At 48.0% G+C, this 14,298-nt stretch carries 13 protein-coding genes; all 13 read right to left on the bottom strand.

The window, feature by feature from the left end; all coding sequences use genetic code 11:
* Positions 1-6 precede the first annotated feature (6 nt).
* Positions 7-348 carry a YbaB/EbfC family nucleoid-associated protein gene (locus KGMB01110_RS06420; protein WP_117603229.1) on the bottom strand — a complete coding sequence of 114 codons (342 nt, stop codon included), beginning with the start codon at positions 346-348 and terminating at the stop codon, positions 7-9.
* A gap of 4 nt (positions 349-352) precedes the next feature.
* A complete protein-coding gene (gene dnaX, locus KGMB01110_RS06425) occupies positions 353-1,981 on the bottom strand; it encodes a DNA polymerase III subunit gamma/tau (protein ID WP_119297855.1) in 1,629 nt (542 codons plus the stop codon).
* Positions 1,982-2,049: 68 nt separating this feature from the next.
* On the bottom strand, positions 2,050-3,126 hold the full coding sequence (locus tag KGMB01110_RS06430; protein ID WP_119297856.1) for a 6-phosphofructokinase: 1,077 nt from the start codon (positions 3,124-3,126) through the stop codon (positions 2,050-2,052).
* A 27-nt stretch (positions 3,127-3,153) separates the two neighbouring features.
* Positions 3,154-4,017: a methionyl aminopeptidase gene (locus KGMB01110_RS06435; protein WP_117603232.1), complete on the bottom strand. Its 864-nt coding sequence runs from the start codon at positions 4,015-4,017 to the stop codon at positions 3,154-3,156.
* A 152-nt stretch (positions 4,018-4,169) separates the two neighbouring features.
* Complete coding sequence (locus KGMB01110_RS06440) at positions 4,170-5,411, bottom strand: DUF1015 domain-containing protein (RefSeq protein WP_119297857.1); 1,242 nt, start codon at positions 5,409-5,411, stop codon at positions 4,170-4,172.
* Positions 5,399-7,465 carry a glycoside hydrolase family 13 protein gene (locus KGMB01110_RS06445; RefSeq protein ID WP_119297858.1) on the bottom strand — a complete coding sequence of 689 codons (2,067 nt, stop codon included), beginning with the start codon at positions 7,463-7,465 and terminating at the stop codon, positions 5,399-5,401. The genes KGMB01110_RS06440 and KGMB01110_RS06445 overlap by 13 nt, the downstream gene beginning before the upstream one ends.
* A gap of 17 nt (positions 7,466-7,482) precedes the next feature.
* Positions 7,483-9,405, bottom strand: a complete 1,923-nt coding sequence (gene ftsH / locus KGMB01110_RS06450) for an ATP-dependent zinc metalloprotease FtsH (RefSeq protein ID WP_174714248.1) — start codon at positions 9,403-9,405, stop codon at positions 7,483-7,485.
* 16 nt (positions 9,406-9,421) lie between these two features.
* A complete protein-coding gene (gene hpt, locus KGMB01110_RS06455) occupies positions 9,422-9,949 on the bottom strand; it encodes a hypoxanthine phosphoribosyltransferase (protein WP_117603235.1) in 528 nt (175 codons plus the stop codon).
* The gene (gene tilS, locus KGMB01110_RS06460) at positions 9,933-11,531 is read right to left on the bottom strand and encodes a tRNA lysidine(34) synthetase TilS (RefSeq protein ID WP_119297859.1); all 1,599 of its coding nucleotides are present in this window, start codon (positions 11,529-11,531) and stop codon (positions 9,933-9,935) included. The genes hpt and tilS overlap by 17 nt, the downstream gene beginning before the upstream one ends.
* A 155-nt stretch (positions 11,532-11,686) precedes the next feature.
* Positions 11,687-13,084, bottom strand: coding sequence for a SpoIIE family protein phosphatase (locus tag KGMB01110_RS06465; protein WP_119297860.1), 1,398 nt, complete (start codon positions 13,082-13,084; stop codon positions 11,687-11,689).
* 208 nt (positions 13,085-13,292) lie between these two features.
* Positions 13,293-13,613 carry an FtsB family cell division protein gene (locus tag KGMB01110_RS06470; protein WP_243112691.1) on the bottom strand — a complete coding sequence of 107 codons (321 nt, stop codon included), beginning with the start codon at positions 13,611-13,613 and terminating at the stop codon, positions 13,293-13,295.
* 71 nt (positions 13,614-13,684) lie between these two features.
* Positions 13,685-13,984: a spore cortex biosynthesis protein YabQ gene (yabQ, locus tag KGMB01110_RS06475; protein ID WP_243112693.1), complete on the bottom strand. Its 300-nt coding sequence runs from the start codon at positions 13,982-13,984 to the stop codon at positions 13,685-13,687.
* On the bottom strand, positions 13,981-14,268 hold the full coding sequence (gene yabP, locus KGMB01110_RS06480; RefSeq protein WP_117603273.1) for a sporulation protein YabP: 288 nt from the start codon (positions 14,266-14,268) through the stop codon (positions 13,981-13,983). Before yabP ends, yabQ begins: the two co-directional genes overlap by 4 nt.
* Between the last annotated feature and the right edge of the window lie 30 nt (positions 14,269-14,298).

Genomic DNA, 14,298 nt, shown 5'->3' on the forward strand with positions numbered 1-14,298 from the left:
GTCCCCTTAGAACATTCCCGGCATTCCGCCTGTTAATTTGGACATTGCGGATGTGGACTCTGCATCTACCTGACGAAGGGCTTCGTTCATTGCTGCCACGATCAGATCCTCCAACATTTCGATATCGTCCGGATCCACCACTTCTTCTGCCAGTGTTACCTTCGTTACTTCCCGTTTTCCGGAAACAGTCACTTCCACTGCTCCGCCACCTGCGGTTGCCGTAAATTCTTTTGCTTCCAGTTCTTTTGCCTGTTCTTCCATCTGACGCTGCATCTTCTGTGCCTGTTTCATCAGATTTGCCATGTTTCCCGGCATTCCTCCGCCCGGAAATCCTCCACGTTTTGCCATGATTTTAATCCTCCACTGTTATTTCCATATGAATGAGCTGCTCCAGATCCGGATAATCCACCGGAGCTGCCGTGTTATCCTGCGCACAGCGCACTTCTACTTCAACCTCTTTGCCGATCTGTTCTGCGATCAGATCTTCCAGTTCTTTCAGATGCTCTTTGGTTCCCGCCAGTTCAGCGTCCATTGCATCGGAAAATACCAGCAGCAACCGGTTGTCTCCGCCCAGGCTCAGTCTCGCTCTCCCCAGGCAGATTTTCAGGGGCGGTCTGGACTCCCGCACAATGGCACGGAAATTCTGGACCACTTCCCGGATATCTTCCGGGATGGCTTTTGGCAGTTCTGCCAGTTTCTGCGGTCCGGCTCCTGCTGCCGGACCGTCGGCTCCGCCAACTGTTCCGCCAGACATATTTCCTCCCATCGGCAGACCGTTTACGCCCATCTGTCCCTGCGCTCCATATCCTGCCGGAGCTGCCACCATACCCTTTTCTATCTTGTCTTCCACCACACGGATCCGATCCAGAATACTTAAGGTATCGGATTCCATGGCCGGAATACACAACTTAATCAGTGCAACCTCCAGCATCACCCGCTTCTGAGTTGCATATTTTAACTGTCCGGACAATTCCGAAAAAATCCGAATATAGCGAAGCAACTGATCCACTTCGATCATCTCTGATTCTTCTTTCAACTGTTCCAGATTCTCACTGGATACTTCCAGCACATCCTCCAACTGATCCGAAGTCTTTGCCAGGAGCAGATTTCTTAAATACCAGGTAAAATCTGCCGCCAGCTGGCTTAATTCTCTTCCCTGCATGATCAGTTCGTCCACTGTATCCATGACCTTCGGAATATCCCGTTTCAGTACATTTCGAAGCAGCCGGCTGAACACTTCTGTATCCACCGCTCCCAGTACGTCCAGTACATTTTCATAGGTCAGCGTCTGTCCCAGATAAAAGGCAATACACTGATCCAGAAGGCTTAAAGCATCTCGCATGGAACCGTCTGCCGCTTTCGCCACATAGCGAATGGCTCTTTCTTCCACATCCACCTGTTCTTTTTCCATCAGTTCCTGCAATCTTGCTGCGATGGTATCCAGGCTGATCCGGTGAAAATCATACTGCTGACATCTGGATAAAATGGTGATCGGAATCTTGTGTACTTCCGTTGTCGCCAGAATAAAGATCACATACTCCGGCGGTTCTTCCAATGTTTTCAACAGCGCATTAAATGCTCCGATGGAAAGCATATGCACCTCGTCGATGATGTAGACTTTATATTTCCCCTCCGTGGGGCGATAGGTGACTTCCTCCCGGATCTCACGGATATTATCCACACCGTTGTTGGACGCTGCATCAATCTCGATCACGTTCATGGATGTTCCCGCCGCAATGGATTTGCACATGGCACATTCCCCGCAGGGGCTTCCGTCCACCGGATGCTCACAGTTCACTGCTTTCGCAAAGATCTTTGCCACCGTTGTCTTTCCGGTTCCGCGGGTTCCGCAGAACAGATAGGCATGTCCGATCCGGTCCGCTTTGATCTGATTTTTCAGCGTTGTAATAATATGATCCTGCCCTTTCACATCCTCGAAGGTGTCCGGGCGGAATTTACGATATAGTGCCGTATACGACATCTGTGTTTACACTCCTGTTTCTTGCTTTCGCTGCTCTCTTCGCCGGTTCCGGCAAATCTTTTCCCGGCTTATTGGTCTCCGAAGCTGATGCCGATCATTCTTGCCTCTTTGATCAGCGGATCCTTCGGATCTACGTATTTCAGTTTGCCGGCCACTTCTTCCAGCGGAACCTTTGCAGTCTTTCCGTTTTTGATCGCGATCATGTAGCCGTATTCCCCTTTCAGGATCAGCTCTGCCGCTGCTGCACCGACTCTGGTTGCAATCACACGATCATACGGACACGGGGTTCCGCCTCTCTGGGTATGTCCCGGAACGGTGATCCGCACTTCTTTATCCAGTCTGCTCTGAATCTGTTCTGCCAGCTCATAGGCAATGGACGGGTACTTCCGGCTTGCAACTTTTTCTTTATATTCTTTCTTTTTCAGCTTCGCATCTTCTTTGGAAATAGCTCCCTCCGCAACCGCAATGATGGTAAATGGTTTACCGCTCTTAGAACGGTTCTCAATCACCTGTGCTACCACGTCGATATCATAAGGAATCTCCGGAAGCAGAATCACATCTGCGCCGCCTGCGATTCCGGCATGCAGTGTCACGTGACCTACCTTGTGACCCATTACTTCTATAATAAAGACACGGCTGTGAGAAGTCGCTGTCGTATGGATCCGGTCGATGGTATCGGTTGCAATATCCACGGCACTCTGGAATCCAAAGGTCATGTCCGTTCCCCAGAGATCATTGTCGATAGTCTTCGGCAATGTTACCACATTTAAGCCTTCTTCTCTTAAAAGATTGGCTGTCTTATGGGTTCCGTTTCCTCCCAGGATTACCAGACAATCCAGATTCAGCTTGTGGTATGTATGTTTCATTGCTTCTACTTTATCCAGTCCGTTTTCGTCCAAATCTCTCATTTTTTTAAAGGGCTGACGACTTGTTCCGAGAATCGTTCCGCCGCGGGTCAGTATTCCGGAAAAATCCTGGGATGTCAGCATTTTAAAATTTGCATAGATCAGTCCCTTGTATCCATCCTGAAATCCATAGATTTCCACATCCTTACGCTTGGAGCATACACCTTTTACCACGCCACGCATAGCTGCGTTCAGCGCCTGGCAGTCTCCGCCACTTGTCAACATTCCGATTCTAAGCATCTTTTTCCCTCCTGTTCCTAAATCATCTTACTTGGTCAGAACTTCCGCACCATCTTCGGTAATCAGTACCATATATTCGATCTGAGCGGACAGTCCGTCATCTTCGGTATAAACGGTCCACTCATTTTCTTCATCTACATAAAATTCCGGAGTTCCCTCGTTGATCATCGGCTCGATCGTAAAGATCATGCCCGGAACCAGCAGCATTTCGCTGCCCTTCGGTGTCACATAACTGACAAACGGATCCTCATGGAATGCAACTCCCACACCATGTCCACCAATCTCTTCTACGACTGAATAGCCATTTTCCTGTGCATGACTATTGATCGCATAGGCAATATCTCCCAGATGGTTCCACGGCTTTGCCTGTGCCAGTCCCAATTCTACACATTCTTCGGTTACACGCACTAGTTTTTCTGCGCGCTCGGACACTTCTCCGATCTTAAACATTCTGGACGCATCGGAAAAATATCCGTCCAGAATCGTAGATACATCCACATTGATAATATCTCCCTCTGCCAGAATAATATTCTCACTCGGAATTCCGTGACAGATCTCATTGTTCAGAGACGTGCACACGCTCTTCGGGAAGCCCTGATAGTTAAGGGGTGCCGGGATTCCTCCATGCTCCACCGTATAATCATAGACCAGTTTATCGATCTCTTCCGTACTCATCCCTGCATGAATATGTTTTGCTACATGATCCAGGACTGCCGTATTCAGATCTGCGCTGACACGAATCTTCTCAATCTGAGCCTTTGTCTTCAGCATGTTCCGACGGGGGACGATCTCCCCTTTCTCCGCATGCAGCATGATCTTTTCATCGATTGCCATATGGCATTTCTTATACTTCAGTCCACTCCCGCACCAGCAGGGTTCATTTCTTTCCATTCCAAACCTCTCCTTCTTATATATATAAACTTTTTACTTCTTCCATTTTACGACTTTATTCTGTATGGTCTTTTAAGTTTTGCTTCACTTTCCGAAAATCTCCGGGAAATTTTTTTCATAACTTTCCCTCAACTCTCTTCACACAAAATCTTCTATTTCTCAATCTCGTGGATAAAGATTCCGCTCTTCAACTTCGGCTCGAACCAGGTAGATTTCGGCGGCATCAGAAGTCCCGCATCTGCCACAGACAGCAGTTCGTCCATGGAAGTCGGATACATGGAAAATGCCACGCCTCCGGTCTTGTCTGCCATCACTTTCAGTGCATCCAGACCGCGGATTCCTCCCACAAACGCGATTCTCTCATCGGTCTTCGGATCCTGAATTCCAAAAAGCGGTTCCAGTACCTGATCCTGCAAAACCGAAACATCCAGTGCTTTTACCGGATCTGCCGGATCTTCTGCATTCTTCTGTTCCAGACAATACCAGGTTCCGTCACAGTACATCCCGAACTCTCCTTTTTTTTTCGGAGCGTAAGCTTTGGTGCCTGCTTCTTCTACTGTAAATTCTTCTTTCAAAGCTGCCAGCAGTTCCCCGGTAGTCTTACCGTTTCTATCTTTCACCACACGGTTATAATCAAAGATTTTCAGTTCTTCTGCCGGAAATGTTACGGAAAGGAAATAGTTAAATTCTTCGGTTCCGTCATACTCCGGATGCGCTTCCCTTCGTTTCAGTCCTACTTTTACTGCGGAAGCCGCTCTGTGATGACCGTCCGCAATATAAATCGCCTGAATCTTTTCAAAAATGTCACGGATCTCCTGAATCTCAGCGTCCGCACCAATCTTCCATACCCGATGGCGCACCTGATCTTCTCCGGTAAAATCATACAGGGCTTCTCTTTCTTTTACCTGAGCGGTCAATGCTTTCATCCGCGGATCTTCCCGGTATGCCAGAAAAATCGGACCGGTCTGAGCACTCATCACATCCACATGGTTGATGCGGTCCAGTTCCTTATCGGCACGGGTATTTTCATGCTTCTTGATCACGCCATTCTGATAATCATCAATAGATGCACAACCCACAAGTCCTGTCTGGCTGTGTCCGTTCATGGTCAGTTCATACAGATAATATGCTTTTGCATCGTCTCTTACAAATTCACCGGATGCCAGCATTTCCTCAAATACCGAGCGTGCTTTCTGATAGACTTCCGGTGCATACATATCCTGATCATCCGGGAACAGGGTCTCTGCCCGGTCGATCTTCAGAAAGGATCTGGGATTCTTCTGTACCACTTCTTTCGCCTCTGCCCGATCATACACATCATAGGGCAGAGCCGCAATCTCTGCTGCATATTTTTCTGCCGGTCTTACACACACAAATGGTTTTATAACTGCCATGGCTTTTCTCCTTTCGCCGGATCTGATGGTTCCAAAATCACTGCGGAGTGTGGCCCCAAATTCAGCACAACCTCGCCCTGGTCAATCAGATATTCATCTTCTGTCATCGTATAACTTTCTTCATAGGTGCAGATCAGCCGCTTCATCTTTCCTTTCATCGGAAGACCGCAAAGCCATACCGGCACGGTCACTTCCTGAATGGTTTTCGCATTGTTCAGGATAACGACAACCTGATCCGTCTCGTTAAATCTTGCATAGGCCAGAACATTTTCTTTGGCCGTCAGAATTTTTATGGATCCGACCCTCAGGACGTTCCGCTTGTGGAGCCGGATCATCTCTCTGTGAAATGCCAGCATCTCCTGATCTTCTCGCCCCCACGGATAAGTCCGGCGGTTATCCGGATCTGTAAATCCACAGACACTGACCTCATCTCCGTAGTACACCGTAGGTGCTCCTATCCAGGTCATCTGCATGACAACTGCCAGCCGCATCACGGATTTCTGTACATTTTTTTCTGCCGCTTCCGCTCCCAGGTTTCCCACCCGTCCCACCATCTGATTGGTTCTGGTCAGAAATCTGGAATGGTCATGATTGGACAGTTCGTTCATTGCCACCTGCAAAGACGGCATCTGCATGCAGGACATATAATGCCGCATGGTTTTCACGAAATAATCCGCATTTCCCAGGAGATCCGGGCGCTTCTCATCGCTGTGTTTCTCCATTCCGGTCAGGAACCAGGTCACCGGCTCCATAAATGCATCATAATTCATCACCGAATCCCACTCATCGCCTCTCAGCCACTCTGCGGGATCCCCGTAATGTTCTGCCAGAATCAGTGTTTCCGGATTGGCGTCCTTAACTTCCCGGCGGAACCGTTTCCAGAACAAGTGATTATATTCATTACTGTATCCCAGGTCTGCCGCCACATCCAGACGCCAGCCGTCGATTCCGAAAGGCTTTGACACCCATTTGCGTCCGATCCGCATAATATAATCTTCCAGTTCCACGGAATCTTCATAATTCAGTTTTGGCAGGGTATCGTGCCCCCACCATCCGTCATATTTCGTATTGTAAGGCCAGGATTCCGGACGGTCATCATAGAAATGAAAGAAGGAATGATAAGGACTGTCCTGACTGATAAATGCACCATTTTCATAGGAATCGCAGGATTCATAAAGGCGTTCCCTGTCCATCCACTTGTTAAAGGATCCACAGTGATTGAACACCCCGTCCATGATCACCCGGATTCCTCTCTTATGCATCTCTTCTACCAGTTCCGCGAAGAAGCGGTTGCTGGCCTCCAGATTTTCCTTATCACAGACCCGAAGTCTGTATTTCTCTGCCTGAAGATTATCCTTTGCTCCCTCCGGGATCGTCGAGCCACCATCTTTTACTAATACGGTATAATGCGGATCGATATAATCATAATCCTGGGTATCATATTTATGATTGGACGGAGAGACGAACAGGGGATTGAAGTATACCACTTCCACCCCCAGATCTTGCAGATAATCCAGTTTTTCTTTGACGCCTTGCAAATCTCCGCCATAAAAGCGACCGATGTCCCGGCTCTTTACCGGAGCATCCCAGTCTTCCACGCCTTCTACCGGCTCCCCGATATAAAGATATTCCCTGGTTTCCACATTATTCTTTGGATTCCCGTTGCAAAACCGATCCACGAAAATCTGATACATAACTGCGCCTTTTGCCCAGTCCGGTGTGGAAAAGCCCGGCGTGATCCGAAATGCATAATACTCTACGATTTCATCCGATACTCCACATCGGTTGAAGTAACAGATCTCGGATCCTTTGCGGATCTGAAAACAATAGGTAAAAATCTGTTCCCCCAGCGTCTGTCTGATCTCATAATAATCAAATTCACCACGGGTCTCTGTCTTTTCTAAAGGAAAGGCGCCATCTCTTGTCAGGAGTAAGACTTCATCCACATCCTGTTTTGCCGTACGGAATCTTAACGTAATCTCTTCATGCAATGCCGGCTCCGGCGGGATCACATATGATCCCGTTCCATCACAAAACAACGCCTGTCTGTTCATGTCTGCCTCCTGTTACATTATGCCTGTTCTTCCGGTTGTTCTGCGGCTGTTTCTCCGTCAGCATTTGCTTCGGTCTGAGCCGCTCCGTCTGCCTGTGCATCTGCATTGTTTACCGGATATGCATCAAACAGTGCTTCAAATTCCTCCCGGTTGATCTTCTCTTTCTCCAGAAGAACCTTCGCACATGCCTGCAGAACAGGATCATATTCTTTCAAAAGTGCTTTCGCCTTTGCGTAACATTCATCAATGATCCGTTTTACTTCCTGATCAATGGTGCCTGCCACGCTTTCTCCGTAACCTCTGGATGTATGTCCGAAGTCCCGTCCGATAAACACTTCATCGCTGTCATTATCATAGTTTACAAGGCCAAGTTCCTCTGACATACCAAACTTGGTTACCATGGATTTGGCGATTGCAGTTGCCTGTTTGATATCCTGAGAAGCTCCGGTGGTAATGTCGTCGAAAACTTCCTCCTCTGCCACACGTCCGCCAAGGGATACTGTAATCTCCTGAAGCATCTTGCCCTTGGTATTAAACATCTCATCTTTTTCCGGCAACGGCATGGTATAACCGCCCGCTCCGCCTGTCGGTACGATGGAGACACTGTAAACCGGTCCCACATCCGGAAGCAGATGGAATAAAATCGCATGGCCTGCTTCGTGGTATGCCGTGATCCGGCGTTCTTTCTCTGATACGATCCGGCTCTTCTTCTCGGTTCCGATGCCCACTTTCACAAAGGCATGACGGATATCCGACTGTTTGATGAAGACACGGTTTTCTTTGGCTGCCACGATCGCTGCCTCATTTAACAGATTCTCCAGGTCCGCTCCGGTAAATCCTGCGGTCGTCTGTGCGATCTGCTTCAGATCCACATCATCTGCCAGAGGTTTATTCTTGGCATGAACAGCAAGAATCTCTTCTCTTCCCTGCACATCCGGACGTCCCACAATCACATCCCGGTCAAAACGTCCCGGTCTTAAGATCGCCGGATCCAGAATATCTTTCCGGTTGGTAGCTGCCATCACGATGATTCCTTCGTTGACACCAAAACCGTCCATCTCTACCAGCAACTGGTTCAGAGTCTGTTCTCTCTCGTCGTGTCCGCCGCCCAGGCCGCTTCCTCTCCGGCGCGCCACGGCATCAATCTCATCAATAAAGATAATACACGGAGCATTTTTCTTGGCATCCTGGAACAGATCCCGGACACGGGATGCCCCTACGCCCACGAACATTTCCACGAAATCCGAACCGGAAATGGTAAAGAACGGTACACCCGCCTCTCCTGCAACTGCCTTTGCGAGCAGGGTCTTACCGGTTCCCGGAGGACCCTCCAGAAGGACTCCTTTTGGGATACGTGCACCCACCTGGATGTATTTCTGTGGTGCTTTTAAGAAATCTACGATCTCTTCCAACTGTTCTTTTTCTTCTTTTAATCCGGCCACATTTTCAAATGTCACCCGCTTGTCCTGATCGGTACTCATTCTTGCCCGACTCTTTCCGAAGCTCATAGCCTTTGCATTGGCTCCACCACCCTGCCGGTTCATCAGCATAAAGAGCAGCGCCACGCCCAACAGCATGATCAGAGTCGGTGCCAGAGTCTGGCTGAACCAGGTCTCCTGCGGAACATTTTCCAGTTCATAATCGATCTTCGCATCTTCCAGAACCTTCTCTGCCTCTTTTACATCTGAGACATTGACGGTATAAATCGTATCGTCTCCATCCATGGAAATCGTCAGGACTCCGGTTGGAACCTCTTTATTCTGGCTGATCGATACGTCTGTTACCTGATCTTTTTCCACCGCCTTTACAAAGGATTGATAGCTGATGGTGTTCCCACGCACCTGCACCCGGTTGGTAAACCAGAACACAAAGAACGCAAGTGCCACGAACATCAAAAGCGTCAGTCCGCTGGTGCCTTTATAGTTTCTGTTCTTATTCAACTTCAGTTACCCCTTCCTATTCCAGACCTTCAACTACACCGATGTATGGAAGGTTCCGATACTTCTGCGCATAATCCAGTCCGTATCCTACTACGAATTCGTCCGGAATCTCAAAGCCTACATAATCTACTTTTACATCTTTTTCTCTGCGGTCCGGTTTGTCCAGAAGCGTGCAAAGATGCATGCTCTTCGGTCCTCTCTTCTTCAGGACATCCAGCAGATAGTACAGGGTATTTCCGGAATCAATGATATCCTCCACAACCAGCACTTCTTTTCCTTCTAGGCTTTCGTCCAGATCTTTTGTGATCTTTACGATTCCGCTGGACTGGGTTCCGTCTCCGTAACTTCCGACACTCATGAAGTCAAGAGAAACCGGGATGGTAATTCTCTTAGCCAGCTCACAAAGGAAGAACACGCCACCTTTCAGAACACAGATCAAATGTACCTGTTTACCGGCATAATCTTCGCTGATCTGTTTACCCAGTTCTTCAATCCTGCGATCCACATCCTCTTCTGAAACCAATACTCTAATTTTCTCTGCCATTTTGCTTATCCTCCGTTTTTCTCAGTTCTATTTGCAAAATCTTTTTTGTTTCTTCTTTTACCCGGTAGCTGTCCCCTCTCCTGTATCCCGGGATCCACAGGATCTCTTTACCTGCCGCGACCAGTAAAATACCGGACCTTTGTTCCGCCGGAATCTTCTCATTAATAAAGAAAGATTTCAGCTTCTGACGGTGGCCTGAATCGTCCACCACCAGATAATCTCCCGGCTCTCTGAACCTGATTTCCAAATTACAGTTCATTATATCATAATCAAACCATTTCGTGTAGGGGGTTTGGGGCAGTTGTTCCGGGGAAAATCCATGGTTTTTTTCAATAATTTTACAGATGATTTCCGCCTTTGCTCCGGGAAAGGCTGTCCGCCCCGGGATTTGCAAAATACAGTTTCCTTTTTTCTTGTCTCCATCTGATTTTGTCGCTTCCTGGTTTTTCTGTTTTTCACCTTCCCGCTCCATCTTTTTCAGACCCGTATTCTCAGAATATATACTTTTATTCCAAAGTTTCTTCCGAATCTTCACACCCTCATAATCCCGGATAGCCTCCAGATTGTAAGGCAGATCGATCCGACGTCCGCTCTGGCGTTCAAACAATTCTAAGATCTGCTGCACATGGACTGCTTCCAGATCTTTTTCCCGTCCCGCCTGTTCTGCCAGAACTTTTCGAACCAGCGACTGGCGCAGATAGGGATGCAGCCGGTACAAGGGAGCTTTTCGAAGACGGATTTCTTTTCTTATTTCATACTTTTCAGACAACGTCCTACCGTCAGGTATTTCTCCGTTCTGTCCGTTTACATTTTCCGAAAAGTCCGGCACTCTTTCCACACACGCTTCCATATGTGCTGTCACTTCCTGCTCCACATAATCCTGAAGACTCCACATCTGCTCCATCCAGGCGCCGATATGCTCCGAAGCCTTTGCGTTGACCTGTGTCTCCAGCGTCGGAAGGATCTGGTGCCGGATCCGGTTTCTGGTATATTCATCCTCCAGATTCGTCGAATCCGTCCTCCAGGAAATGTGCTGTTCCTCCAGCCAGCTTTCGATTTCTTTTCGCCCCACACCAAGCAACGGTCTGACATAACTTCCATTTACCGGTCGCATACCACCGGCTCCTTTCAGACCGCTTCCTCTGGAAAGATGGAACAAAAAGGTCTCTGCATTATCATCCCTGTGATGGGCCAGCACGATTTTGTCCGCCTTTTCTTCCTTGCAGATCTTCTCGAAACACTGTCTGCGAAAAATCCGTCCCGCCTCTTCTTCCGAGAGTTTCTCCGCTTTCGCCAGCTCCGGAACCTTGCCGGAACATATCCGAATCTTCACGCCCAACCTTTCGCACAAATTTTCCACAAACCTTTGATCTTCCATCGCCTCTTCGCCACGGATCCCGTGATTCACATGAACCGCAATCAGCTCCATTCCCAGTTCTTCACACAGATTTTTCAGCACAAAAAGCAGGCATACCGAATCTGCTCCTCCGGATATGCCCGCCACCAATCTGTCTCCTGATCGGAACAACTGCCAGGTCTTGGAAAATGTTTTCACCTTCTGATATAAATTCTCTGTTTTCATGTTCTTTATTATACGGAACCCCTTGGACTTTGTCAAAATCCCTTTTCACACATTCTCGTCACATTCCGATTCCTTTTCGCCCCTGCTTTTCTTCCCTGTTCCCATCCATTTCTTTGCTAATTGCCATTCATATGCAGAATCATCCGTGCAGCGACTCACACCTCCCAGATTCCAACCACCAGCACCGTCATATCATCCAGCGGTGCTTCCCCGTTCCAGCTCAGCACCTGTTCCAGAATATAATGCGCCATTTCTTTTGGATTCTGCTTCGCCGTTCCCTGAATCATCATTTCCAGAATCAGATCCTGCTCTCCTACCGGAAGCGCATCCATCACCCCGTCCGTCACCATGATCAGAAAATCTCCATCTCCCAGAATCCGCTTCGTACTGTCAATCTCAATGGTGTGGAGCACCCCAATCGGCAGACTGGTAGAAGTCAGGTGTTCCACCTGATCTTCCCGCCGGATAAACGTGGACGATGCACCGGCCTTGATAATCTCACAGGTTCCCGTATAAAGATCAAAAATACTCATATCGATGGTAGAAAAATGGATTTCTTCCCTCCCCATGACCAATGTGGTATTGATCATCTGGATCGCCGTTTTTGGCGGAAAGCCTGCTTCCAGCAGTTCTTCCAGAAGATCCAGCACCATCTGGCTTTCCTTTTTCGCCTTTTCACCGGCACCCATTCCATCGGAAAGCACCGCGCTTTTCTGCCCGCCCGGCAGTTCCATCATAGAAAAACTGTCTCCCGAAATCTGACTGCAGCCTTTTCCGATCTTCGCCACACCCTGCATGGTATAAAATGCCGGTCCTTCTTCAAAAATCAGTGTCGCATAATCTTTCCCCACTACCTGCCTCTGTCCATAAGCCGGAACCATCCGGTGTCCGAAGGTCTGGGAGACAATTTTCGCCATTTCCCGCACCATCATGCAAGTCTTGTCCATCATGCGAACGATCATCTGAATCTTGTGTTTTCCGTCTTTCGTCAGAAAAAATGTCAGACTCAGCACCCGTACTTTTTCTTTTCGAAGCCGGGTTGTCAGTTTCTTTTCCATCCGCTCCTCTTCGTAAATACTGTCTTCCAGCTCCCTCGCTGTCGTCCGGATCATATCTGCAAAAGTATCCATCTGGATGGCGCAGCCTTTCCTGCTTTGAATCATCCGATTCTGCCAGAGCATGTTCTGTTTGGCATTCCGAAACACTTCCAGCGTTCTTCTCAGAAACCTCGGTGCCATCACACAACGCTGCTGCAGTTTCCGTTTTGTCTCCACATTCAGCTCGCTTCCGTAACTCTCCACAGCCGACAGAATCTCATAGCCCATCTGATAAGTATGTACAAAATTTTCACCCCAGCACCACTGGCATTTTTCACACTGCTCACATACCGTTTCCTTTACATGCTGAAACATGCGCTCGATCTCTTCACTGGTAAATTTATTTTTCTTATCCTCCAGTTCCAGAAATGTACTGGATAACTGTTTCAATGAATTTGCATATTTTTCAATCTGAACCACATATGGGCTCGCGTGCAGCACCTGCTCTTCTTCCATTCTCCATCTCTGCCTTTCACTTTCCTATACTATAAACCACATCCCGGCCTGTTCCGGGATTGTATGTGGTTACCAAGATTTTAAGCAAGCCTGGACTTCAGCTCACCACTGACCAACTAAAAAAGATCCACCGGATCTTTTTGTCGTATGCTTGGCAAAAAAAGAGCCCTGGGATTTTCCCAAAGCTCTTCATTCGTATCTTTCTGATTTATTCTGCCGGCTCAAACACAATCTCGTCCGGATCTACCAGTCCTAATTTCTCTCGTGCCACGTCCTTGACGTACTCGTCGGACTGGACATATTCCTGATATTCTTCCACTTCGGAAGAACGTTCTTTTTCTTTCTCAATCTCCTGATTCAGTTCCGCTTCCTGGCTCTTGTATTCGTTGTTCTTTGCCTGAAGCGTCATGGAACGAAATGCCATCATCCCCGTCATCAAAAGAAGCACCGTCGATACCAGCACCACAGTCCGTTTGAACTGTCTGGCACTGCGTCTCTTCCTGCGCCCGCTGCTCGTTCTCTTATTCATATACTCACCCATTCTGACAGAAAAAGCCGTCATTTTCAGACCTTCTGTCACCCCTTAATCTTATAACTATATTACTTGGTTTTCCGATGGTTTTCAAGTTTTTTTGCCACCATTTTTTCAGAAATCCACCCACATACAACACCTAGTATGAAGTACCATCTTACAACCCCATAAGTAGTAAAATATAGTTGATAAAATCCATAAATACTGATCCCAATCCAGTAAAAAATGTCTTCGACCGCTACCATTTTTCCGGAATGACGGATCAGTTTGCGAAAAAGTTTCAGAATCTCATACGCGCACGCAGAAACTACGCCCGTCAGAAAGGCGCAGAGAAAAACGCCGACTTCCCGCTCCAGTCCCATTATCATTTCAGCAGCCTGTTCCAGAAAGAATTCCCGCTTTTTCCGGCAATCCCTTCCGCAGAAGAATAAACCAAGCTGTCAATATTTCCAGCCAGATCTACTTCTCCCTTTTCCACGCTCAGCCGGTTCACATGCAGATCACTCCCTTTTACCATCAGCATGCCCTGTTCCGTCTCCAGCAAAATCTCATTAATATCAAAGGAAAGCACATCCAGAACTCCTGTTACCGTCCCGGAGCGCCGATTATTGAGCACAACCTTATGTGCTTTTTGCACCTGTCTTTCTTCCATCCCCATTTTGTCCCTTCCGGCTTTTTAGAA

Origin of the sequence: Mediterraneibacter butyricigenes, assembly GCF_003574295.1 — a bacterium.
Classification (GTDB): domain Bacteria; phylum Bacillota; class Clostridia; order Lachnospirales; family Lachnospiraceae; genus Mediterraneibacter_A; species Mediterraneibacter_A butyricigenes.

Coding starts and splice junctions, on each gene's coding strand:
- KGMB01110_RS06420 (WP_117603229.1), bottom strand. CDS start 348: ATGGCAAAACGTGGAGGATTTCCGGGCGGAGGAATGCCGGGAAACATG.
- dnaX (WP_119297855.1), bottom strand. CDS start 1,981: ATGTCGTATACGGCACTATATCGTAAATTCCGCCCGGACACCTTCGAG.
- KGMB01110_RS06430 (WP_119297856.1), bottom strand. CDS start 3,126: ATGCTTAGAATCGGAATGTTGACAAGTGGCGGAGACTGCCAGGCGCTG.
- KGMB01110_RS06435 (WP_117603232.1), bottom strand. CDS start 4,017: ATGGAAAGAAATGAACCCTGCTGGTGCGGGAGTGGACTGAAGTATAAG.
- KGMB01110_RS06440 (WP_119297857.1), bottom strand. CDS start 5,411: ATGGCAGTTATAAAACCATTTGTGTGTGTAAGACCGGCAGAAAAATAT.
- KGMB01110_RS06445 (WP_119297858.1), bottom strand. CDS start 7,465: ATGAACAGACAGGCGTTGTTTTGTGATGGAACGGGATCATATGTGATC.
- hpt (WP_117603235.1), bottom strand. CDS start 9,949: ATGGCAGAGAAAATTAGAGTATTGGTTTCAGAAGAGGATGTGGATCGC.
- tilS (WP_119297859.1), bottom strand. CDS start 11,531: ATGAAAACAGAGAATTTATATCAGAAGGTGAAAACATTTTCCAAGACC.
- KGMB01110_RS06465 (WP_119297860.1), bottom strand. CDS start 13,084: ATGGAAGAAGAGCAGGTGCTGCACGCGAGCCCATATGTGGTTCAGATT.
- KGMB01110_RS06470 (WP_243112691.1), bottom strand. CDS start 13,613: ATGAATAAGAGAACGAGCAGCGGGCGCAGGAAGAGACGCAGTGCCAGA.
- yabQ (WP_243112693.1), bottom strand. CDS start 13,984: ATGATAATGGGACTGGAGCGGGAAGTCGGCGTTTTTCTCTGCGCCTTT.
- yabP (WP_117603273.1), bottom strand. CDS start 14,268: ATGGAAGAAAGACAGGTGCAAAAAGCACATAAGGTTGTGCTCAATAAT.